This window comes from Xanthomonas sp. CFBP 8151 (assembly GCF_011761885.1).
GTDB lineage: Bacteria > Pseudomonadota > Gammaproteobacteria > Xanthomonadales > Xanthomonadaceae > Xanthomonas > Xanthomonas arboricola_B.
Window position 1 is genome coordinate 169500 of the sequence record NZ_JAASQZ010000005.1, and the last position, 22268, is coordinate 191767.

The following is a 22268-nucleotide window of genomic DNA, read 5'->3' on the forward strand; positions in this document are numbered from 1 at the left end:
GGGTCGGCGCAGGCCGTCTCGTAAAGACCGACCTTAGCTCCGATGCACGGCATCGACGCATGCAGTGGCAGCCACCAGCACGTCGATCACAGCACTGCAGCATCGTCGGCACCGTCCCTCTGTGCGGAAAAGCCCCACGGCCGACCACGACATCACGACATCGCCGGTTGCCCGCGCCCGGTCGACCGGCGCATGCGCGCGTCCGATCGCCAACGGTTGCCTGCAGGCGCTCAAGAAGTGGCGCCCGGGGTCGCTACGTGCTTGAGCAAACGCGTCCGTCGGCGCTGGAAGTGGATGGGTGGTCGAAACCTATAACCCTGGCATGGTGATGCTGTCGCTGGTGGTGGCCGTGCTGGCTGCCTATACCGCGCTGCATCTGGCCGCACGTGTGACTGCCAGTCGTGGCCGCGGTGCCGTGGCCTGGCTGATGGGCGGCGCGGTGGCGATGGGAATCGGCATCTGGTCGATGCACTTCGTCGGCATGCTGGCGTTTCGCCTGCCCATCCCGCTGGGCTATGACCCCGCGTTGACGACCTATTCGATGCTGGCGGCGATTCTGGCGTCGGCCTTCGCGCTATGGCTGACCTCGCGTGCGGACCTGCCATGGCCGCGATTGGGCCTGGGTGCAGTGCTGATGGGCCTGGGCATTGCGCTGATGCACTACATGGGCATGAGCGCGCTGCGCATGTCCCCGGCCATCACCTACGACCCGCTGCTGTTTGCGCTGTCCCTGGCCATCGCCATCGGCGCCTCGGCAGCGGCGTTGTGGATCGCCTTCCGGCTACGCCACGATGGCCGCTGTTACGGCCTGCGCCTGATCGCCGCAGTGATCATGGGCCTGGCGATCGTGGGCATGCATTACACCGGCATGGCGGCGGCGCAGTTCGCGCCCGGCAGCCGCTGCGGCGCGGCGGCCGGTGCGCAACTGCCCTTGCCCTGGCTGGCCGCAGCGGTGGTGCTGGTCACGCTGGCGCTGTTGGTGCTGGCGTTGGTGATCTCGGTGCTGTCGCGGCGGTTCCAGCAGCGCACCGACGTACTCTCCCGATCGTTGGCGCAGGCCAATGCCGAGCTGGTGCTGGCGGCCCTGCACGACCCGCTCACCCGCCTGCCCAACCGGGTGCTGCTGCACGAGCATGTGCTGCAACGCATCGACCGCGCCCAGCGCGACGGGCAACGCTTTGCGGTGGTACTGATCAACCTGGATGGCTTCAAGGCGATCAACGACGGCTACGGTCACCATTTCGGCGACCAGTTGCTGGTGGCGGTGGCCGAGCGCATGCGTGCGCATCAGCGTGCCCACGGCAGCCTGGCGCGGCTGGGTGCCGACGAATTCGTGCTGGTGTCCGCCATCGCCGACCCCGAGGATGCCGCCGCTATCGCCGCGCATCTGCTGCAGGCGCTGGCGGTGCCGTTCCTGGTCGCCGACCAGGAGTTGCGCCTCAGCAGCAGCGTCGGCATTGCGCTGTATCCCGAGGGTGCCGGCAGCGAGCATCAGTTGATGACCCATGCCGACGCGGCGATGCGTCACGCCAAACAGGCCGGGCGCAACCGTTACAGCTTTTTCGAGCACTCGATGACCGGCACCACCCGCGAGCGCCTGCAGCTGCTGCAGGACCTGCCGCGTGCGCTGGAACTGGGCCAATTCGTCCTGCATTACCAGCCAAAGTACTGCGCCGACGATGGCCGCCCGATCGGCGCCGAGGCGCTGATCCGCTGGCAACACCCCGAGCACGGCCTGGTGCCGCCGGACAGCTTCATCCCGCTGGCGGAACGCAGCGGCATGATCGGCCCCCTCGGCAGCTGGGTCCTGCAGCAGGCCTGCCGACAGATGCGCGCCTGGCGCGAGGCCGGGCATGGGCACTGGCGGGTGGCGGTCAACCTGTCGGCCATGCAACTGGCCTCGCCCAGCCTGCTGGACGAGGTGACCGCCATCCTGGCCGACTGCGCGATCCCACCGGCCCAGCTCACCCTGGAAATCACCGAAAGCATGGCCATGCGCGATGCCGAGGCCTGCCTGCGCACGCTCGACCAGCTCAATACGCTGGGCGTGCGCATCGCCATCGACGACTTCGGCACCGGCTATTCCAACCTGATGTACCTGCGCAGGCTGCCCGCGCACGAACTCAAGATCGACCGCAGCTTCGTGCAGGCCATGGACAACGGCCCGGAAGACATCGCCATCGTCGCCGCGGTGGTGGCGCTGGCCCACACCATGCGCCTGCAGGTGGTGGCCGAAGGCGTGGAGACCATGGCCCAGCGCAACACGCTCGAACGCCTGGGCTGCGATCAGCTGCAGGGCTATCTGCTGGGCCGGCCGATGGACGCCGAGCGCTTCATCGCACGGGTCGTCGCCCAACGCGACGGCCCGCGTCGCCCGACCGGTTGAGCAAAGGGCGGCAAAACGACCGCCGACCCCGCACCGGCGATCGACCTGTAACCCGCCAACCGGGCCGAACATCAGGGGCAGCAGGTTGGCCACTCCCGCCCTGCTGCCCTCCCGCTCACCACCACAACACCCCGCCAGCGGCTCCACTCATTGCCGCGGCTTCCCGCTTTCCCCACTCCCGCTTCGCGACTCCCGATTACGACTCCCCAATCCCGGCCCCACCAACTGGAACGCCGCTTGCATGATGCAGGGCTGACCAGTCACCGGCACCCCCATGTCCGAGTCCGAAGACGGCGGCGAACGCACAGAGCTTCCCACCGAAAAACGCCTGCGCGAAGCCCGCGAGCAGGGCAACATCCCGCAATCGCGCGAGTTGTCCACCGCTGCGGTGTTCGGGGCCGGCGTGTTCGCGCTGATGGCCCTGGCCCGCGGCATCGGCGACGGCGCCAGCGTCTGGATGAAGACCGCGCTCAGCCCGGACCCGAAGATGCGCGAAAACCCGATGGCGCTGTTCGGCCACTTCGGCGATCTGTTGCTGCAACTGTTGTGGGTAATGGTGCCGCTGATCGGCATCTGCCTGGCCGCCGGCCTGGCCGGCCCGCTGTTGATGAGCGGACTGCATTTTTCCGCCAAGGCGATCATGCCCGACCTCACCAAGCTCAACCCGGCCAACGGGATCAAGCGCATGTGGGGCAGCAACAGCCTGGCCGAGCTGGTCAAGTCGGTGCTGCGGCTGCTGTTCGTCGGACTGGCCGCCAGCCTGTGCATCTCCAAGGGCCTGCACGGCCTGCGCTCGCTGGTGAACCAGCCGCTGGAACAGGCGGTGGGCAACGGCCTGGACTTCACCAAGAGCCTGCTGTTCTACACCGCCGGCGCGCTGGTGCTGCTGGCCGCCATCGATGCGCCGTACCAGAAGTGGAACTGGCTGCGGAAGCTGAAGATGACCCGCGAAGAGATCAAGCGCGAGATGAAGGAAAGCGAGGGCAGCCCGGAGGTCAAGGGCCGCATCCGCCAGATGCAGATGCAGATGTCGCAGCGGCAGATGATGGAAGCGGTGCCCAAGGCCGACGTGGTGCTGATGAATCCGACCCACTACGCGGTGGCGCTCAAGTACGAGGGCGGCAAGATGCGCGCCCCGATCGTGGTGGCCAAGGGCGTGGACGAAATGGCCTTCCGCATCCGCGAAGCCTGCGAACAGCACCGCGTGGCGATCGTCACCGCCCCGCCTTTGGCACGCGCCTTGTATAGAGAAGCGCAAATCGGCAAGGAAATTCCCGTGAGACTCTATTCGGTCGTGGCCCAGGTGCTGTCCTACGTCTACCAGCTGCGTGGCTGGAACGGCGGCCCGATGCCGGAATTGCCGTCGCTGGACGTGGATGAGTTCGGCAAGGGAGCCAGCGCATGAGCGCCCAACCCGCCCCGATGAATGCCCGGCGCGTCATGGAGTTGCTGCGCAATGGCCTGGGCGCGCCGCTGGCCCTGATGGCCATGCTGGCCATGCTGATGGTGCCGCTGGCCGCGCCGGTGCTGGATGCCCTGTTCACCTTCAACATCGCCATCTCGCTGATGGTGCTGCTGGCGGTGGTGTACGTGCAGCGGCCGCTGGAATTCACCATTTTCCCGATCGTGCTGTTGATGACCACGATGCTGCGCCTGGCGCTGAACGTCGCCTCCAGCCGCGTGATCCTGATCAACGGCCAGGACGGCCATGCTGCCGCCGGCAAGGTGATCGAGGCGTTCGGCCAGTTCGTGATCGGTGGCAACTACGCCGTGGGTATCGTGGTGTTCGCGATCCTGACCATCATCAACTTCGTGGTCATCACCAAGGGTGCCGGGCGCGTGTCGGAAGTGACCGCGCGTTTCATCCTGGACGCCATGCCCGGCAAGCAGATGGCCATCGACGCCGACCTCAACGCCGGTTTGCTGACGCGCGAGGAAGCCAAGGCCCGACGCGAGGAAGTCCGCGAGGAAGCCGACTTCTACGGCGCGATGGACGGCGCCAACAAGTTCATCCGCGGCGACGCCATCGCCGCCATCCTGATCCTGTTCATCAACCTCATCGGCGGTATGGCGGTGGGCATGTTCCAGCACGGCATGAGCTTTGTGGATGCCGCCTCCACCTACACCCTGCTGTCGATCGGCGACGGTCTGGTGGCGCAGCTGCCGGCCCTGCTGGTGTCGTCCTCGGTCGCCTTGCTGGTGACCCGTGCCTCGCGCGCGCAGGACATGCGCGGCGCCATGATCAGCCAGGTGTTCGGGCAGCACCGCGCCCTCGCCGTGGCCGCGGCCATCCTGGGACTGGTCGGCCTGGTGCCGGGCATGCCCAACGTCGCGTTTTTGACGCTGGGCCTGATCCTGGGCGTGATCGCCTGGAAAATGTACAAGCGCAGCCTGGTCATTCCGCCGACCGGCGACCCGGCCACCGATCCCAAAGCCGCCGCCGCGGCCACCGCCGCCCAGGCCAGCTCCGAGCTCAGCTGGGACGAGCTGCGCCCGATCGATCCGCTGGGCCTGGAGGTGGGCTACCGGCTGATTCCGCTGGTGGACAAGCACCAGGGCGGCGAACTGATGGCGCGCATCAAGGGCGTGCGCCGCAAGCTCACCCAGGACATCGGCTTCCTGGTGCCGCCGGTGCATATCCGCGACAACCTGGAGCTGTCGGCCAACGCCTACCGGCTACTGGTACACGGCGTGCCGGTGGCCACCGCGGAAATCTATCCCGATCGTGAGCTGGCGCTGGACCCGGGCGGTGCGCTCGGCCAGCTCGACGGTATCCCCGGCAAGGACCCGGCGTTCGGCCTGGATGCCACCTGGATCCAGCCGCATCAACGCGCCTATGCCGAGTCGATGGGCTACACCGTGGTCGACCCGGCCACCGTGGTCGCCACCCATCTGTCGCACCTCATCCGCGAACACGCCCCGGAACTGCTCGGCCACGAGGAGGTGCAGCAGCTGCTGGCGACCTTGGCCAAGACCGCGCCGAAGATGGTCGAAGACCTCACCCCGAAGGCGCTACCGCTGTCGGTGGTGGTGCGCGTGCTGCAGAACCTGTTGATCGAGCGCATCCCGGTGCGCCAGCTGCGCAAGATCGTCGAAGCGCTGGTCGAACACGCCCCGCACAGCCAGGACCCGACCACCCTCACCGCCGCGGTACGCACCTCGCTGGGCCGCTTCATCGTGCAGGAGATCGCCGGCATGTCGGCCGAGCTGCCGGTCTACACGCTGGCCCCGCAGCTGGAGCGCGTGCTGCAGGAATCCACCCACGGCAACGGCGTGGCGCTGGAACCGGGCCTGGCCGAGCGCCTGCACCAGAGCCTGGCCGACTGCGTCGGCAAGCAGGAAGCCCGCAACGAACCGGCGGTGGTCCTGGTGCCCGGCCAGGTCCGCGCTGCGCTGGCCCGCCTGGTCCGCCACAGCGTCCCGACCCTGTCGGTGCTGGCCTACAGCGAAGTGCCCGAAGACAAGCGCCTGAAACTGGTCGGCACGATCAGCTGAGACCGGCCCTCCAACAAACCCACCTCGTAGGAGCGCACCAGGGCGCGACAAGCTTCACCGGCACAACCCGTCGCGCCCGGGTGCGCTCCTACGACAGGCCGGGCAATCCAAGAACACGCCGCGGACGCCGACACCACGGTAGGAGCGCACCTGGGCGCGACAAGCTTTACCGGCACAACCCGTCGCGCCCGGGTGCGCTCCTACGACAGGCCACGCAATCCAAGGACACGCCGCAGACGCCGACACCACGGTAGGAGCGCACCCGGGCGCGACAAGCTTTACCGACACAACCCGTCGCGCCCGGGTGCGCTCCTACGCACCTATCCTCGCCAGGCCGTCATGCGGGCCAGCGATGGCTGCAGGCCGGCGACCGACCAGCACACCCGGCGTCGGAAAGCCGCCACTGGTCCGGATCTCCAATCGATTGCACGGCGCTGACCGCTTCCAAGCGTTCCTAGCGCCCCAGGCTGGACCTGCGGCCCGCCAGCGCATCCTTCTGCACAGGGAGGCCGCCGCATCGCCGCCCCGAAAAAAAGCCAATCAATCCATTGACTTGAAACCTTGCGGCCGGACCCGACGCACAGCCCCCGCCCTGTCCCGACGCACAGTGGCTCGCGCCGGAACCCCGGCGCCACGTTTTGGCACGCCGCGTGCATTAGTTCTGGCGAGACCGCAGCCAGCCCCACCGCTGCAGGGCGAGAGCAGGACTTGGAACAACCGAACGGGACAGGCAACTCATGACGCTGGCGACACACCCACATCCATCGCGCACCCGTCCGGCGTCCGGCGGGTCCCGTTCCTGGAGGCACCTCGCATGAAAATCAAACGCTTCGTTGCCCCGGACATGCGCACCGCATTCCGCATGGTGCGTGAAGAACATGGCCCGGACGCAGTGATCCTGTCCAATCGCCGCACCGCCGAAGGCATCGAGATCGTCGCTGCCAGCAACTACGACGAAGAACTCGTGCAGCGCGCCCTGGAAACCGCGCGCTCCGAGCCGCCGGCCGTTGCCGCCGCGCCGATCCCGTCGGCACCTGTCCAACAGGCCCCCGCCCTGCAAACTGCGGCCGCGCCCATCCATGCACCGCTCCAGCCGGCCGCCGATGCCGGCACGAGCCAGCGCCAGCGCGTTGCCAGTGCCGCCGAGGACATGATCGCCGCGATGGCGCTGCGCCAGCCGGTCAATGTGCCGCGCCAGCCGCCGGTCGCCACCCCGGTGCGGCGCGGCGCCGTTCCCTCGCCCGCCGCCCAGGCCCTGGCCCATGCCGTCGCAGTGACCGCCGCCCCGCGCCAGGAACACGCCCTGTCGGCCGTGCCGGAACAGCTGTTCGCCGACTTTTTGACCACCGCCCCGGTGCAGCGGGCCGCCATGCAGGCTGCCCCGGTGCAGGCGCCGACCCCGATCATGGCCGCCGCCGCTGCCCCCGCCCAGGCCGGCTACGACCAGGACCAGGACGCGCTTGCCGACGAGGCCGACTTCGACCTGGACGCGCTGCCGCAGATCCTGCCGCCGGCCGCGTTGCCGCCGCTGGTGGTCGCACCGCCGGCGCTGGCCGCGGTGCCGGTCGCCGCCGCCTCGGCGCCGCAGAACGATGAAGAACTCAAGCAGTTGCGCGGCGAGCTGGCGCTGATGCGGCAGATGATCGAGCGCGAAATGAACCGCCTCACCGACGAGCGCCTGCGTGGCTCACCGGTGCGTGCGCAGGCCCTGGAACTGATGGACGACTATGGCTTCGACGCCGGCCTGATCCGCGATGTCGCGCTGCAGATTCCGGCCGATACCGAACTGCACCGCGGCCGCGGGCTGATGCTGGGCCTGCTGTCCAAGCGCCTGCCGGTGGCCCCGGTCGACCCGCTGGAGCGCGGCGGCGTGATCGCCCTGGTCGGCCCGACCGGTGCCGGCAAGACCACCACCATTGCCAAGCTGGCGCAGCGCTTCGCCGCCCAGCACGCGCCCCGCGACGTGGCCCTGGTCACCACCGACACCCAGCGCGTCGGCGGCCGCGAGCAGCTGCACAGCTACGGCCGTCAGCTCGGCATCGCCGTGCACGAGGCCGACAGCGCCGAGAGCCTGCTGGAACTGCTCGAGCGCCTGCGCGACTACAAGCTGGTGCTGATCGACACTGCCGGCATGGGCCAGCGCGACCGCGCCCTGGCCGCGCAGCTGAACTGGCTGCGCGCCGCGCACCAGGTCACCTCGCTGCTGGTGCTGCCTGCCAACGCGCATTTTTCCGACCTCGACGAGGTCGTGCGCCGCTTCGCCCACGCCAAGCCCCAGGGCGTGGTGCTGACCAAACTTGACGAGACCGGCCGCTTCGGTAGTGCGCTGTCGGTCGTCGTCGATCACCAAATGCCCATCACCTGGGTGACTGACGGACAGCGGGTCCCCGACGACCTGCACCGCGCCAATGCCGCCAGTCTCGTTCTTCGCCTTGAAGATTTGCGGCGCGCTGCCGATAAGCCCTGTACTCCGGAGCACAACCATGCAGTCGCGTGAATACGCCAAGCTGACCAACGCCTTCCCCCTGTCGGCGACCCGTCCCGAGCCCCTGGGCCCGGTGCGCACCATCGCCGTGACCGGCGGCAAGGGTGGCGTGGGGAAAACCAACATCTCCGCCAACCTGGCCGTGGCCTTGGCCGACATGGGCAAGCGCACCCTGCTGCTGGATGCCGACCTGGGCCTGGCCAACCTGGACGTGGTGCTGGGCCTGTCGCCCAAGTACACCCTGGCCGACCTGATCGCCGGCCGCTGCACGCTGGATGAAGTGATCATCGAAGGCCCCGGCGGCGTGCTGGTGGTCCCGGCCGCTTCCGGTCGCCGCCATATGGCCGAACTGGCCCCTGCCCAGCACATCGGCCTGGTCAACGTGTTTTCCGAACTGGAGCGCGACCTGGACGTGATGGTCATCGACACCGCCGCCGGCATCACCGACAGCGTGCTGACCTTCTGCCAGGCCGCGCAGGACACCGTGGTGGTGGTCTGCGACGAACCGGCCTCCATCACCGACGCCTACGCGCTGATCAAGGTGCTCTCGCGCGAGCGTGGCGTGGACCGCCTGCAGATCATCGCCAACATGGTGCGCGACCCCAACGAAGGCCGCCTGCTGTACGACAAGCTGTCGCGGGTGTGCGAAAAGTTCCTCGGCGACGTGTCGCTGAACTACCTCGGCCACGTGCCGCAGGACGATTGGTTGCGTCTGTCGGTGCAGCGCCAGCAACCGGTCATCAAGGCCTACCCCGCCAGTCCGTCGGCGCAGGCCATCGCAGAAATCGCTCGCCGTACCTCGCGCTGGCAGGCCCCCACGGTGCCGCGCGGCAATGTCGAGTTCTTCGTCGAACGCATCATCCAACGGGGAGTGGCCGCATGAGCACCGCCACCGCAACAGCCAGCGCGCAGTACCGCGCCGTGCAGCGCAACAACGCCAACGATATCGTCACCCAGCACGCCGACCTGGTGCGCCGCATCGCCCACCATCTGGCCGCGCGCCTGCCGGCGAGCGTGGAAGTGGACGATCTGATCCAGGCCGGCATGATCGGCCTGATCGAAGCCTCGCGCAGTTACGACTCAGAGCAGGGCGCCTCGTTCGAGACCTATGCCTCGATCCGCATCCGTGGCTCGATGATCGACGAGATCCGCCGGGGCGACTGGGTACCGCGGTCGGTGCACCGTCGCGCACGCGACGCTGCCGCCGCCGTCCGCAAGATCGAACAGCACACCGGCCGCGCCGCTGCTGCCACCGAAGTGGCCGCCGCGATGGAAATACCGCTGCCCGATTACCTGCGTCTGATGGAAGATGCCGCCCGCGGCCAGGTGCTGAGCCTGGAGTCGCGGATCGAGGATCATGGCGAGCTGGACACCACCGCCAAGGGTGGCCCCAATCCGCAGCAGATGATGGAGCGTGGCGAATTCGGCCGCGAGCTGGGCAAGGCGATCGGCCAGTTGCCCGAGCGCGAGCAGCTGGTGCTGTCGCTGTACTACGAACAGGAATTGAACCTGAAAGAAATCGGCGCCGTGCTCGGTGTCAGCGAATCGCGCGTCTGCCAGATCCATGGCCAGGCGGTGGTACGTCTGCGCGGCCGCCTCAAGGTCTTCGAACTGGCCGATGCCGGTGTCGAAATTGACGAATAATTTTTCGTGTTAGGAGCTTGATGTGAACAAGAACATGCGGATTTTGATCGTGGACGACTTCTCGACGATGCGACGCATCGTCAAGAATCTGTTGGGCGATCTTGGCTTCACCAATACCGCAGAGGCCGAGGACGGCAACAGCGCATTGGCTGCATTGCGGGCCGGCCCGTTCGACTTCGTGGTCACCGACTGGAACATGCCCGGCATGACCGGCATCGACCTGCTGCGCAACATCCGCGCCGACGCCAAGCTCAAGCACCTGCCGGTGATGATGGTGACCGCCGAAGCCAAGCGCGAGCAGATCATCGAAGCGGCACAGTGCGGCGTGAACGGCTACATCATCAAGCCGTTCACCGCACAGACCCTGGAAGAGAAGCTGGGCAAGGTGTTCGAACGTCTGGCGGCGACCGCCTGATGAACGCCACCGTGGAAGCCGATGCCGAACGAGCCGCATTGATCGAGCGCCTGCAACACGCACTCGATGCACTGGAAAGCGGTGACCAGGCCGCCTGGCGGCGCGAGGTGGACCAGCTCGCCGCGCTGCGCACGCGCCCGATGATGCAGAGCCTGAGCCGGCTCGCGCGCGAACTCGGCCAGGCGCTGGGCGAGCTGCCCACCGTGCCCGAAGAAGCCGGCGAGCTGGACGATGCCTGCTCGCGCCTGGACCATGTGGTGGAAATGACCGAGAAGGCCAGCCATCGCACGCTGGATCTGGTCGAGGAATGCCGCGAGCTGGCCAACCAGCTGCGCGACGGCGGCCTGAATCAGGACCAGGGCGCGCTGATGGACAAGATGCGCCACAACCTGACCGAGCTGTCGCTGGCGCAGAGCTACCAGGACCTGAGCGGCCAGATCATCCGTCGCGTGGCCGGGATCGTGCGGCGCGTGCACGAAGGCTTCGGTGCGCTCGGCCTGCCGCCGAAGAATCCCGAGCCGAAGAAAGACGACGGCGGTCTTGCCGGTCCTGCAGTCAAGGGCCTGGACCGTCACGCGGTGTCGCAGGACGACGCCGACGACCTGCTGTCCGGATTGGGGCTGTAACCATGAGTGCTGTTCCAGACGATATTGCTGCCGATTTCATTGTCGAGGCCCAGGAGATCCTGGATCGCCTCGGCGAACAGCTGGTGTCGCTGGAACAGGCACCGGACGAAGCCGACCAGCTCAACGCGGTGTTCCGCGGCTTCCACACGCTCAAGGGCGGCGCCGGCTTCCTGGCGATCAAGCCGATGGTGGAGCTCTGCCACGCCGCCGAGGAAACCCTGGGCATGGCGCGCTCCGGCCAGGCGGTGTTGCAGGCGCATCACTTCGATGCCGCGCAGCAGTCGCTGGATTATCTGCAGGCCATGCTGGATGCGATGGGCTCGGGCGAAACCGTGCCGCATGCACCCGCCTCGCTGATTGCGCAGTTCGACGCCAAGAGCGGCCCGCCGGCGGTCAAGGCCGCGCCCAAGGCCGCTGTCGCAGCACCCGCACACGATGACGCACACGGCGCTGCTGCGCCGGGCGCCAAGGCCGCGCCCAAGGCGGCGGCCAAGGCCGCCGACGCCGAGCAGACCGTGCGCGTGGACACCAAGCGCCTGGACGCCATCGTCAACCTGATCGGCGAACTGGTGCTGTCGCGCAACCGTCTCAAGACCCTGCGCACCCGCCTGCGCGACGAAGAACTCGACCGCGCGGTCAGCACGCTGGACATCGCCACCGCGCGCCTGCAGACCGCGGTGATGCGTACCCGCATGCAACCGGTCAGCAAGGTGTTCGCGCGCTTCCCCAAGGTGGCCCGCGACGTTGCGCGCACCTTGTCGAAGGAAGTGGAACTGGAACTGATCGGCGCCGAGACGGAACTGGACCGCAACCTGGTCGAGGCCCTGGCCGACCCGCTGGTGCACCTGGTGCGCAACGCGATCGACCACGGCATCGAATCGCCGGCCCTGCGCGAAGCCACCGGCAAGCCGCGCAGCGGCCATGTGCGCCTGTCCGCGCAGCAGGAAGGCGACTACGTCAGCATCGAGATCCAGGATGACGGCGCCGGCATCGACCCCGAACGCCTGCGCGAGATCGCCCGCAACAAGGGCCTGATCGACGCCGAAGCCGCTGCCCGCCTGAGCACCGACGAGTGTCTGCATCTGATCTTCATGCCGGGCTTTTCGACCAAGGCCGAGGTCACCGATATCTCCGGCCGCGGCGTGGGCATGGACGTGGTGCAATCGCGCATCCGCGAACTCAGCGGGCAGATCCAGATCCAGTCCGAACTGGGCCGCGGCAGCCGCTTCATGATCCGCGTGCCGCTGACCCTGGCCATCCTGCCCACGCTATTGGTGCAGGCCGGCGAAGCGGTGTATGCCCTTCCGCTGGCGCGCGTGGTCGAAGTGCTGCACGCCCCGCAGACCTCGCTGGGCTGGTTCGACGGCCGCGCCGTGCTGGACCGCCGCTCGCACACCCTGCCGCTGATCGACCTGCGCCGCTGGCTGGGCGTGCCTGCCGAACAACCGCCGCTATTGACGGTAGTGCTGCTGCAGGCCGGCGAAACCCGCTTCGGCCTGGTGGTGGACCAGGTTCGCGGCCGCGAGGAAGTGGTGATCAAGCCCCTGCCCCGCGCCCTGCGCGGCCTGCCCGGCTACGCCGGCGCCACCCTGATCGGCGACGGCCGCATGGCGCTGATCCTGGATGTGGATGGATTGCGCTCCAGCGATCATTGAGGTTGGGGATTCGGGATTCGGGATTCGGGATTGGGGATTGGGGATTGGGAGAATCGGGAATCGGGAATCGGGAATCGGGAATCGGGAATCGTCAAGACGATCCTGGTTGCCTGATCTAACGACAACGGCCGCGTACTGCGGCCGTTGTCGTGTCACTACCAGCATCGCTGTTGATCTATGTCGCTACGCGCGCAGGCATGGGCGCGATGGTTTGGCGACGGCCAGGCCGCCGTGGAAGTGAACCTGGAACCGTTATTTCAGAACCGTTACTTCACTAGCCCTCACCATCCGGTGTTGAGGCGCAATCGACTGCTCTCGCTGTTGCTCCTGCTGCTGGGATTGCTGTTGGCGCTGAGTTTCGCCCAAGGCCTGTAATTGCGCCAAGGATGGCTCGACGGGCTGCGCAATCGCATCACTCGTCGTCATATGCGCCATCTTGTGAGCGGGATCGTTCAACGCACCTTCCACAACGAAGACGTTCTCGCCCTGCCGCACGGACTTGGTGTTCTCGCTCAGCACGACATGATCGATTCGCGACAGCCCGTTCTCTTTGGCTAAATACGCGCTGCTTGCTGCCAGCCGTGCGCTGTTGTCGTCGTACTCGCGGCCGAGACCTTGCTCAAGGCGGCGAACGGCTTCTTCTGCTTGGTGATGCAGCGGATCTGTTGGCAGCACTCTCGCGAGCTGTGTTACTTCCTGTAGTGGAGATACCTGCTCACCGGGCGGCTGCGCCTCACCAATCACTTTCTGCCAAAGTTCCTGCTTGGGCTTGGGATTGTTGTGCTCCTTATTCAACTCACTTTTAGGCACAGGAGCAGGAATGCTCTTGATATCATCTACGTTTTCTACGGGTCTGATATCCCCCTCAAAGCCTTTATCAACTCCATCTTTTGTCTTCCGGTGCAGTCCAGCGTGATTGAGCGCATCCCATGTGAAGTCGATACAACTGTTTTTAGCGCCGTGATATTCCATATTGAACCCGTGCTTGGCAGGGGCCGCGCCGAAGGCCTCCAGCTTTTCATACTGCGCCTTATCGATCTCCATCGTGCGTGAGTAATATGGTTTTTGGTAGGTATCGACGTCATTGAACGAAACTTTTCCTGGCCCGCTAGCCTCGCCATGCTTGATGGGCGAGAACCCATAACTTTTGACAGTCGTTCCGTCGTCAATCGAGTAGTACATATGGCCACCGAAGGATGTGCCTCCGGCCATCAACGGGGTACCTGCGGCAGCGACGTAGACAGTGACTGCATAGCGCTTTTCATGATCATCCATGCTCACTCCCCTCACTTTCCTTTGTAGGTGTAAGCGACAAGAAGTTGAGCATTAGCCGCAACCAGCGCCTCGGCGTTCTGATCAAAGCGCAGTTTGAGCCGATAACGGCCTGGCTGGACAGCATTGCTATAGCCGAACGCCAACTCCCTGGACGCGGTCTGTTCAGTAGACAAACCGGCGTCCTGCAGCGTCGTACCGTCCGCATCAAAAGCGAACAGACCAGGAGCCATACCATCAGCTGACAAGGGAATGGACGCCTGCTGACCTACTCCCACACGCTGACTACGCTGGAATTCCACGGAGACCGGACCGGATGGTTCAATACGCTCCAAGTGGAGCTCGGCCGAAACACCAGCGCTAATCAGCCTGTCAGCACTTTGGGAGACGGCAGTTGGATCGACACCGGTGATCCGCACACCGATGAAAACGGGAGGAGTCGCGTCGTCGGGCAGTGCGGGCACATCGAATTCCAGCTCTGTAGGCCCACGATCATGTGGGGTCAAACTCCGTACCAACGGGACGACCGTTCTCATCTCTATCTGCTCCTTTGCGATAGGCACGTTTGCAGGCGGCGATTGCAGGCTGCAGCCAGCGATCAGGCAGGTAATCAATGCCGTGAGTGCAAAGCGCATTGGATCGTTTGCAAGGGGCACGGCCTTTCTCCAATAAGTGTTGGTGCTGCAGGAGGAATTTTGACAGTTTTTCAATGTCATCGTGTCATGCACGCCTCTCAAGTACCCCCAATGCCCTATGCACTCATCGCTTTATGAGGCCTGACAACTCCAGGGCTGAGTGACATGTCCGCTACCTCAGCTTATCGGATGTAGACCCATTCGACGCATTTGTGCGCTACCAACTCTTGCGGTTCCGCAGCTTCGCCTCTCGGGAAAACCTCTACACGCATCCCTGGGCGCGTGTAAAGATCACTCATCCAGCGGCCGTCTTCCACCATGTTGCGTTGACGTACAAACCCGATGTTTTCCAGCTTCTTGGTAAACGTATCGAAATCGATCCTGCAGATCTCCGTCATGGGCGGAGAAGCACCCGCTTGCGCTGGAATAAAAGTGAACTCGAACCAACGCCCCGCAGTAGGCGTCTGGTCCATGCCAAAGCTGTAACCCCACTCACTGGTAAGCGGAGCACTGGCGCCATAACGCTTGGAATCAGCTGCCGCACGCGTCACCGGAACCCCCATTTTGGACTGCAGGTAGTCGGGTGTCAGATCGTCCAGTCCGTGAATTGCTTGAATCAATGCAAGCATGCGGGTGAGCGCATCCTCTGCCGTTCGTATCGGCCCGCTGGGTTCGCTGCCAGTGGGAGTGACTGCGGATTCGGCTGAGGAACGCATGGCAGATGTCTCCGTGACGGTTGCCGGAGCTGCGCCGCCCGCCGCGTGGGCGCATGCGCCCAGGGCGAAGGTGGCGAGCAAGGCGTAGAGGGGGCGCGCGATCATGAAGCGTCCGTTGTGCGCTGGTGTGGCGGGACGCTAGTGGCATCCGGCACCGAGGTCAATCGCAAGGGGTCTGGCAGCCGCAGCATCATCGCCGCACGCTGCGCGCCCTGGCCGGCGTCTCCACTGGCGGCAACACCTCCATCAGTAGCTGCCCTGCGCTGGCGGTGATGCGCAGCTTGGTGCCGATGGCAAAGCCCAGTTGTTCCAGCCATAGGCCGCTGAGGCGGACGTGGGGTACGTGCTGGTCGCCGGCGTGGTCGTGGGCACCGGGGTAATGGGTGTAGCTGACGGTGCATTGGCGCGGGCGGCGGGCGCGGCGGGGTGCGCGTAGCGTGCCGGGGCCTTGCGGGGAGGCGTCAGGGTCGGGCGGCAGCATCGGTGGCAGCTTGCCGCGGTCGGGTTCCACAACAACCCACTGCACCCGCTTGGGCGGCGCGGGGCGCGTACGCGTGCGGGTGGGCCGTGCGCTGGCAGATGCCGTGGGTGGGCGGCGGCGGGTCATGGCGCCTCCGATTGGCGGCGGGTAGCGCTGGCTGCAGCGACGCACTGCTGCAACGCCACGTCGATGCCTGCAGAAAGGCTATGCAAGGCCTGCGACAACACGCCGGGCTGGTTGAGCAACTGCTGCGCAAGATCATCGCTGGCCTGCTCAACGGCCGCGCGTGTGGCCAGCCGGCGCAGCACTTCGCCTACCTCGCTCAGCAAGCTGTGGGCGGAAGCTGGCAACAGATAACCCGGCACCGAAGCCGGCATGAATGGTGCGGTAGACATGGCAACGCCCTCCTGGAACAACCCAAGAACCGCCGCCAACGGCGACGGGATGTCGGGAGGTTCGAAACCGCTAGTAGCCGGCGGGCGTATTCCCCTTACGGGTGTTGTATTAGCCGCCCTCCCGACACAGGCATTGCGTCGGCTTGTACCTGCGGGATGCAGGCACAAAAAACCCACCGGTTTGACGGAGGTGGGTACCGCTACTAGAGGAGTTTCGACGCTCCTTGGGCCTAGATTGCAAGCACACGGTCTGGCGTGTCAATACACGCTGTCGGGTCTCGCGCGGCTGCGTGCGCCGCTGGCGCAGTTCCATAAAGGCCACACAAGCCGAACGCCGTCGCCTGACAAGTGCACCTGACCCATCACGGTCAAGGCCATGCTGCGTGGAAGTGAACCTGGAACCGTTACTTCTGCGTCGCTACGGCCAGGCGATGGAAGACAGCTTGACCCGTCGCGGTGAGCGACTGCAGATCCTGTTGTTGCTCAATACGCTTGCCACCTTCGCCAGTTGGCTGGCGGGGCTGGGCTGCGAAGCCACCGGTATCGTCCAGTGGCTATCGCCACGCAGCAGCACACGCAAGCTTTACTCGACACTGCACGTCGGCCGCGAGGCGCTGGTCAGGCGCTGACCCATGGAACCTGTCTCACGCTGGCTAGAATGCTTGCACACACTGCCCGACGCAGTGCGTGAGCAGATGACGCTGGTGCTTTAAAAACGTGGGGATACTTAAGAACCTGGAACCGTTATTTCCGAACCGTTATTTCTTCAGGAAAAGTCTCCACAGCGTCAGCTCTTCTAGATCTGAGACATTGGGCATGAAGGCCTCAATCTGTAGCCTTCGGCTCAGAGCCGCTGCCGCGAGCTTCAAAGTGGTCCTTGAATAGTGGGACCAGACAAAGATGCCACATCAGCCAACAAGCATAGATGGAATCGCCGGAGTAGGATTGGCCATCGCTTGTCGTTCCGTGCGCGATGGCGTGGCGAAGCCCCGGACCGGACCTAGTAAGGAACACTCGCTCGATGTCGTCAATCACGGGCGCACTGAAGATGGCCTCTAGCTCACCGCGATGATTCTTGTACAACTGCGTAATGCTCATGTCTTCCTGAGTCCCAGAATCCTCATCGTGACGAACAACATCGACGTCATGTCCTTTCAGGACATAGATCAGCGAGGCCTCTAGCAGCGGAGTTAGGATGAAAATGGCCGACGTCATATCACCATGCAGAAATGCCAGAATTCCCTTAGAAAAGGTCTCCGTGAGATCAGGGGGAACGAATGGGCTTTCTCGGCAGAGAGGGAAGACCTCGTCTAGTGATACTGAGTGCTCGCTGGCCAACTGATATACAACGACAGCGATTCGGCCCCGCACCACAGTCTCTCGGTAGATCCCCTCTTGCCTAGCGATAGCATGCTCCAATGCAGCAGGATCAATGTTCCGCGTGTCCGTTCCCGGAGAACGGAATCGAACGTGGCCATCGGAATCGTGCTGCTGAACACCGAACAAAGAACCTAACGGATGCTTGCGCATCCCTTCAATTGCCTCTTGCTCAATGAGCGAAGTAGGTCGGGGTCGGTGGATAGCAGCAAGCAAGAACAGAGCCTCCTTAATCGAAAGACCCTGAGTCCGATCTTTCACAGCTTTGACCAACTCACTCAGATCATACGAGTACTCGAAGGTGCCGAACTCATCCTCGGCAGCGGACTGAAGCCGAATCAACTCTATGCGCAGCTCGCGCTTGAAAGCTTTTGCATCAAGCGAAGACAGCCCCCGCAGCAAGTCAATGGCCTGCTGTACGAAATGTGACCCACTTAAATTTCCGCCTAGTGCCTTTCCGTGCTCTGCCATACGGCAGCTTGCTTCAATCATGCATCGTTCGTAGTTGGCACTGTCCTTCGCACGGCGCCAAGCGCGACCCGCACCAACAAGCGCATCGCAAACAAAATGAGGGTCTGTTCCAGGAGTGAATCCGCGTGCAGCTGCCTCCATACGAGGTGCACAATGCTCCGGCAGATCCAAGTCATAGTCCAAGGCCAGATTCATCATGGCCAGCAGTCCCTGGCTGTCGCCTTCAGTCTCAAACTGATCGGCAGACGCCAAGCAGAAAGTCTTCAGCGCTATGAGATCGGAGTCGTCCTCGCGCAGGCGCAGCAGGTCACAGATCTGGAGCCCTCTGCGAAGCGACCTCGTGACCTCGCTAATCGGACGATAATCTGAATCATAATCCCGATGCCTAAGCTCGCGGGTAAGCATCCCATCTGCTACACGAATGTAGGCGAGCACGGCCGCTCTACCAGCATCAACACGACTCCGCTCGACCAGCCAGGCAAGATCCAAGAGCCGAGCGCAGATCACAGGATTGGGCGAACGTCTCCCTAACTCCTCCAACACTGCGCCACACCCACTCCAATCCGAACCAATAGCTGTCCGATGGCCACCGAACTCCATCATTGCGCTGTACGGGGCCTTGGGTAGATCAAGCCTTTGGTGCAGCTGCAATGCTGAAGCCACCATACGAAGAACCCTACTTCGCTGTGAATTGGCTTGCTCATCTGCACGCTGCTCTTCCGCTACAAGTAGGTCACCTATACGATGCGCAGAAGCTTCGCTGGCGAGCAGCCCAGAATCACCAATATCAAAATCAAACTCACTTGCATCTGAAAACGAAGCTTCCGTCCAGGGATAATTGATGCTGTTCATCAGGCGCACACCCACCCAATCAGTATATAGCGATGACGATATTAAGTTGGCGCTGCGAATAAAAGACAGAACCAACTAACCATACTTGCGGAAAACAAATAACGATTCCAGGTTCACTTCCACTGCAGCCCGGCTGCCTCCAAACCATCGCGCCCATACCGTCCGCCACGCGGCAGGCATGGGCGCGACACGTTGGGAGCTAGAACTTGTAGGTCAGCCCCAGGTACGCTAGCCGGCCTGCGTAGCCGCCGGTATAGAAGCGGGCGCGGGTGTCCTCGCCCAGGTGCGAGCGCGACTCCTGCTTGGTCAGGTTCAGTACCGAGGCGGTGAGGCTGAGTGCCGGGGTGATGTTGTAGGCCGCATTCACATCGATCTGGTAATACGGCTCTTCAAAGACGTTCAGCCCATTGACCAGGCCTTGCACCAGCTCACCGCGACGGTTGTACGAGGCGCGCAGCAGCAGGCTGTCGGTCTCGTAGAACACGGTGAGGTTGGTCTGATTTCTGGCGCTGCCCGGCATGGAGGTCTTGCCGACCTCGGTGCCATCCTCCAGCCGCACCGCCGCCTTGCTGGCATCGTTGTAGGTGTAGTTGAACTGCACACCAAGACCGAATGGCAACGTGTGCTGCGCGTAGAGCTCCACACCCTGCGAGACCGCGTCCTGGCCGCCGGCCTGGGTGCTGTAGTTCTGCACGGTGACCGGTTGCCCGTCGACCATCATGTTCACGTCGCTGATGACGTCGACCGCAAAGTTCTCCACGTTCTTGCGGAACAGTCCCACACCTGCCACCGAACCCGGGTGGAAATACCATTCCAGCCCCAGGTCGAACTGGTTGGCCTTGTACGGCTCCAGGTTCTTGTTGCTGCCCGAGCCGTACCAGCCCTGCTCGCTGGCACCGCCGGTCAGGCGCCGGTCGGCCACGTACTCGGGACTGTAGAACTCCAGGCTGCCAGGCGCGGCGATGTCGTTGTAGCTGGGACGTGCGATCACCTTCGCGGCTGCCGCGCGCAGCAGCAGGTTCTCGGTCAGGTCGTAGGCCAGGTTGAAACTCGGCAGCACGTCGGTGTAGTTGCGGTCCAGCCCGCTGACCACGAACGACTCGGTGCGTTGCACGCTGTCGGACAAACGCCAGTAGCCTTCGGTCCCGCAATAGGTGTCGGCCGGGGCACCGCCGGGCATGGCGGCGCCCTGCTGGCAGGCCAGCGGATTGCCGTCGGCGCCATCGAAGAAGTAGTCGTTGTAGGCGGTCACCTTGTCGGTGGAATCGGCACGCTGGCCGGTGCGCGCCACCCGCACGCCGACGTTGCCACGCAGCCGCTCGGTGTGGAAGTTGAGTTGCAGGTAGGTGGAATAGATCTCCTCGTCGACGTTGTAGACGAAGTTGTCTTCGCTGCGGGTCTGCATCGCGCCGTAGGTCTGGTTCAAGTAGCCGATGTAGCCCGGGAAGTTGATCGCCGGGAACGCGCTGGCGTTGACGCCACCGGCCAGGTTGTCCTGCGCGAACAGCAGGCCCGGCGAGAACTGGGTGGCGATGGCATTGCAGCGCCCGTTCCAGTAGCGGTTGTCGTAGTCGCCCGGGTCGGTGCCCGGGCACACCCAGTAGTTGTTGCCGGTACTGCGGTGGATGCCGCCGTCGCGACGCTTGAGGCCGAACTGCAGCGAGTCGACGACCTCGCCATCGAAATGCCAGGTGGTATCGATCTGCGCGTACTGCTGCTGATTGGTGTTGCGGGTCCAGGACGAGCCGGTCGAGCCCAGGTCGACCTGCAGGATGCCGTCGCGCAGGTTCTGCATCAGCTGCGGCGAGAACGTCATGCTCGGTGTGCCAGTCAGGTCCCAGGCGCTGGCGAAGTTGCCATTGCTCCAGCTGCCGTCGGCGTTCTGCAGGCGCGGCTTGATCGGCAGGGAGAACTGCAGCTCCGGCCCGCCCTTGGCCCAGGTGCGGCCAGCCTTGAACGCTACGTCCACCTGCTCTCCACGCCATTCGCCGCCCAGGTCCACCGTCTGCGACTGCGATTTCTCGATGTTGTAGCTGCCGGTGATCTGCGGGGTCGGCACGGTGCAATCGTCCGAGCCCCAGCCGCCCGGCGGCAGGCCGGCCGCGGCGGCCTGCGCCTCGCTGCAATAGTAGGTCTTGCCCGGACGCAGGCTGTAGGCGGCGCCAGTAACGATGGTGCCGCTGGGATCGAACTGCAGCCCGTCGAGCAGACGGCCGCCGCGCCAGTTGCCGTCGCCGTTATAGCGGGCAATGTTCCACTCGGGAATCTTGATGGTATTGGTCTGCGAGTCCTGCGACAGGTCGAAGCGGAAGTAGTTCGCGGTCAGCGTCAGGTCGTCGGTCGGCTTGAACTGCAAGGTCAGTTGCCCGCCCTTGCGCTCGCGCTCCTCGCGTTTGGCCTCCAGGCTGACCGCCGTCGGCATCATGAAACCGGTGGAGTAATTGCTGTTCTGGTCCCAGAAACCGGTACCGCCCCACCAGTTGGCGTTGAAGTCCGACGGATTTCCATTCACGTCGACCGCCGGGCCGACTTCGTCGCGGCCGTACCACTGCCAGCTCTCGGTACTGGCATTGAGCGTGCGCGCGGTGCGCTTCTGCTGCGTGTAGCCCACGAAGACACCGAAACGGTTGTCCTTGTCGTGCCACGAGTACGAACCGGAGAACTGGCCGTCGGTCTTCTTGCTGGTATCCGACCAGGTGCCCTCGGCGGAAACGAAGCCGGAGTTTGGCTCCAGTTCCAGCGGGCGCCGCGTCTGCAGGATCACCGTGCCGCCGATGCCGCCTTCGTCGATGCGCGCTTCCGGGGTCTTGTACAACTCCGCACTGCCCAGCAGGTTCGACGGCAGCAGCGTGTAGTTGAACGAGCGCGTCGGGTCGCCGTTGGACTCGGCGGTGGCGATGTAGTTGCCGTTCAATTCGGTCAGCACCAGCTCCGAGGACAGGCCGCGCACACTGACGTTCTTGCCTTCGCCGCCGTCGCGGCTGATGACCACGCCGGGCACGCGCTGCAGCGCATCGGCCACGTTCTTGTCGGGGAACTTGCCCACGTCCTCGGCGGTGATCACATCGACCACGGCGTTGGCGTTGCGCTTCTGCTCCAGGCTTTTTTCGATCGCGTAGCGGTAGCCGGTCACCGTCACCGCATCCAGGTCCGTGGCCTGCAACTCGGCCTGGCCCGTGGGCGCCGGCGTGGCGTCGGCCTGCTGGGCGACAGCGGTGGTAGAGGCGGCGCTCGCGAACAAGACGATGGCGATACCGGCGGACAGCCTGCTGCGGTTGCGTGCGAATGGCATGCAGTTCATTTCGATCATGCTCTCCCAATAGTGAGTGGCTTCGGCCGATTCCTGTCGATCCAACGATCGGA

General features: G+C 64.6%; 16 protein-coding genes and 1 pseudogene. 10 read left to right on the forward strand and 7 right to left on the reverse strand.

The features are described from left to right. The first annotated feature begins 298 nt into the window (after nucleotides 1-298). The 9 genes from FHT08_RS19220 to FHT08_RS19260 all read left to right on the forward strand — a co-directional run bounded on the left by FHT08_RS19220 (nucleotide 299) and on the right by FHT08_RS19260 (nucleotide 12706). Nucleotides 299-2386, forward strand: coding sequence for a bifunctional diguanylate cyclase/phosphodiesterase (locus FHT08_RS19220; protein WP_166776407.1), 2088 nt, complete (start codon nucleotides 299-301; stop codon nucleotides 2384-2386). A 274-nt stretch (nucleotides 2387-2660) separates the two neighbouring features. Beyond that, complete coding sequence (gene flhB / locus FHT08_RS19225; protein WP_104644541.1) at nucleotides 2661-3791, forward strand: flagellar biosynthesis protein FlhB; 1131 nt, start codon at nucleotides 2661-2663, stop codon at nucleotides 3789-3791. Between the two features lie 17 nt (nucleotides 3792-3808). Further along, entirely contained in the window at nucleotides 3809-5881 is a 2073-nt protein-coding gene (gene flhA, locus FHT08_RS19230) for a flagellar biosynthesis protein FlhA (RefSeq protein WP_181126330.1), read from the forward strand. Nucleotides 5882-6695: 814 nt separating this feature from the next. Continuing rightward, nucleotides 6696-8378 (forward strand): flagellar biosynthesis protein FlhF, encoded by a 1683-nt coding sequence (flhF, locus tag FHT08_RS19235; protein ID WP_166776409.1) that lies wholly within the window; start codon nucleotides 6696-6698, stop codon nucleotides 8376-8378. Then, complete coding sequence (locus FHT08_RS19240) at nucleotides 8365-9249, forward strand: MinD/ParA family protein (protein ID WP_010374294.1); 885 nt, start codon at nucleotides 8365-8367, stop codon at nucleotides 9247-9249. The genes flhF and FHT08_RS19240 overlap by 14 nt, the downstream gene beginning before the upstream one ends. Further along, on the forward strand, nucleotides 9246-10010 hold the full coding sequence (locus FHT08_RS19245) for an RNA polymerase sigma factor FliA (RefSeq protein ID WP_104537466.1): 765 nt from the start codon (nucleotides 9246-9248) through the stop codon (nucleotides 10008-10010). Before FHT08_RS19240 ends, FHT08_RS19245 begins: the two co-directional genes overlap by 4 nt. A 22-nt stretch (nucleotides 10011-10032) precedes the next feature. Beyond that, complete coding sequence (gene cheY, locus FHT08_RS19250) at nucleotides 10033-10425, forward strand: chemotaxis response regulator CheY (protein WP_002813536.1); 393 nt, start codon at nucleotides 10033-10035, stop codon at nucleotides 10423-10425. Continuing rightward, complete coding sequence (locus FHT08_RS19255) at nucleotides 10425-11051, forward strand: protein phosphatase CheZ (RefSeq protein ID WP_053045468.1); 627 nt, start codon at nucleotides 10425-10427, stop codon at nucleotides 11049-11051. The genes cheY and FHT08_RS19255 overlap by 1 nt, the downstream gene beginning before the upstream one ends. 2 nt (nucleotides 11052-11053) lie before the next feature. Next, the gene (locus FHT08_RS19260; RefSeq protein WP_166776411.1) at nucleotides 11054-12706 is read left to right on the forward strand and encodes a chemotaxis protein CheA; all 1653 of its coding nucleotides are present in this window, start codon (nucleotides 11054-11056) and stop codon (nucleotides 12704-12706) included. Nucleotides 12707-12958: 252 nt separating this feature from the next. On the opposite strand, the gene FHT08_RS19265 is transcribed toward FHT08_RS19260, so the two are convergent. From FHT08_RS19265 to FHT08_RS19285, 5 genes are all read right to left on the reverse strand, one after another. After that, complete coding sequence (locus FHT08_RS19265) at nucleotides 12959-13888, reverse strand: XVIPCD domain-containing protein (RefSeq protein ID WP_166776460.1); 930 nt, start codon at nucleotides 13886-13888, stop codon at nucleotides 12959-12961. Nucleotides 13889-13992: 104 nt separating this feature from the next. Then, nucleotides 13993-14694: a hypothetical protein gene (locus FHT08_RS19270; RefSeq protein ID WP_243849095.1), complete on the reverse strand. Its 702-nt coding sequence runs from the start codon at nucleotides 14692-14694 to the stop codon at nucleotides 13993-13995. A gap of 101 nt (nucleotides 14695-14795) precedes the next feature. Next, nucleotides 14796-15434, reverse strand: a complete 639-nt coding sequence (locus tag FHT08_RS19275; protein ID WP_166776413.1) for a hypothetical protein — start codon at nucleotides 15432-15434, stop codon at nucleotides 14796-14798. 85 nt (nucleotides 15435-15519) lie between these two features. Further along, nucleotides 15520-15936 carry a SymE family type I addiction module toxin gene (locus FHT08_RS19280; RefSeq protein ID WP_166776415.1) on the reverse strand — a complete coding sequence of 139 codons (417 nt, stop codon included), beginning with the start codon at nucleotides 15934-15936 and terminating at the stop codon, nucleotides 15520-15522. Continuing rightward, nucleotides 15933-16205, reverse strand: a complete 273-nt coding sequence (locus FHT08_RS19285; protein WP_166776417.1) for a hypothetical protein — start codon at nucleotides 16203-16205, stop codon at nucleotides 15933-15935. Before FHT08_RS19285 ends, FHT08_RS19280 begins: the two co-directional genes overlap by 4 nt. Nucleotides 16206-16621: 416 nt before the next feature. On the opposite strand from FHT08_RS19285, the pseudogene FHT08_RS19290 reads away from it, so the two are divergent. After that, nucleotides 16622-16918: pseudogene (locus FHT08_RS19290) on the forward strand (IS4 family transposase); the annotation flags it as partial. A 112-nt stretch (nucleotides 16919-17030) separates the two neighbouring features. Here FHT08_RS19290 and FHT08_RS19295 read toward each other — a convergent pair. After that, the gene (locus tag FHT08_RS19295) at nucleotides 17031-18905 is read right to left on the reverse strand and encodes a hypothetical protein (protein ID WP_166776419.1); all 1875 of its coding nucleotides are present in this window, start codon (nucleotides 18903-18905) and stop codon (nucleotides 17031-17033) included. 199 nt (nucleotides 18906-19104) lie between these two features. Continuing rightward, complete coding sequence (locus tag FHT08_RS19300) at nucleotides 19105-22260, reverse strand: TonB-dependent receptor (protein ID WP_208409146.1); 3156 nt, start codon at nucleotides 22258-22260, stop codon at nucleotides 19105-19107. Nucleotides 22261-22268 lie beyond the last annotated feature (8 nt).

Coding starts and splice junctions, on each gene's coding strand:
- FHT08_RS19265 (WP_166776460.1), bottom strand. CDS start 13,888: ATGTACTACTCGATTGACGACGGAACGACTGTCAAAAGTTATGGGTTC.
- flhF (WP_166776409.1), top strand. CDS start 6,696: ATGAAAATCAAACGCTTCGTTGCCCCGGACATGCGCACCGCATTCCGC.
- flhA (WP_181126330.1), top strand. CDS start 3,809: ATGAATGCCCGGCGCGTCATGGAGTTGCTGCGCAATGGCCTGGGCGCG.
- FHT08_RS19275 (WP_166776413.1), bottom strand. CDS start 15,434: ATGATCGCGCGCCCCCTCTACGCCTTGCTCGCCACCTTCGCCCTGGGC.
- FHT08_RS19245 (WP_104537466.1), top strand. CDS start 9,246: ATGAGCACCGCCACCGCAACAGCCAGCGCGCAGTACCGCGCCGTGCAG.
- FHT08_RS19295 (WP_166776419.1), bottom strand. CDS start 18,905: ATGAACAGCATCAATTATCCCTGGACGGAAGCTTCGTTTTCAGATGCA.
- FHT08_RS19255 (WP_053045468.1), top strand. CDS start 10,425: ATGAACGCCACCGTGGAAGCCGATGCCGAACGAGCCGCATTGATCGAG.
- flhB (WP_104644541.1), top strand. CDS start 2,661: ATGTCCGAGTCCGAAGACGGCGGCGAACGCACAGAGCTTCCCACCGAA.
- FHT08_RS19270 (WP_243849095.1), bottom strand. CDS start 14,694: ATGACATTGAAAAACTGTCAAAATTCCTCCTGCAGCACCAACACTTAT.
- FHT08_RS19285 (WP_166776417.1), bottom strand. CDS start 16,205: ATGTCTACCGCACCATTCATGCCGGCTTCGGTGCCGGGTTATCTGTTG.
- FHT08_RS19280 (WP_166776415.1), bottom strand. CDS start 15,936: ATGACCCGCCGCCGCCCACCCACGGCATCTGCCAGCGCACGGCCCACC.
- FHT08_RS19240 (WP_010374294.1), top strand. CDS start 8,365: ATGCAGTCGCGTGAATACGCCAAGCTGACCAACGCCTTCCCCCTGTCG.
- FHT08_RS19260 (WP_166776411.1), top strand. CDS start 11,054: ATGAGTGCTGTTCCAGACGATATTGCTGCCGATTTCATTGTCGAGGCC.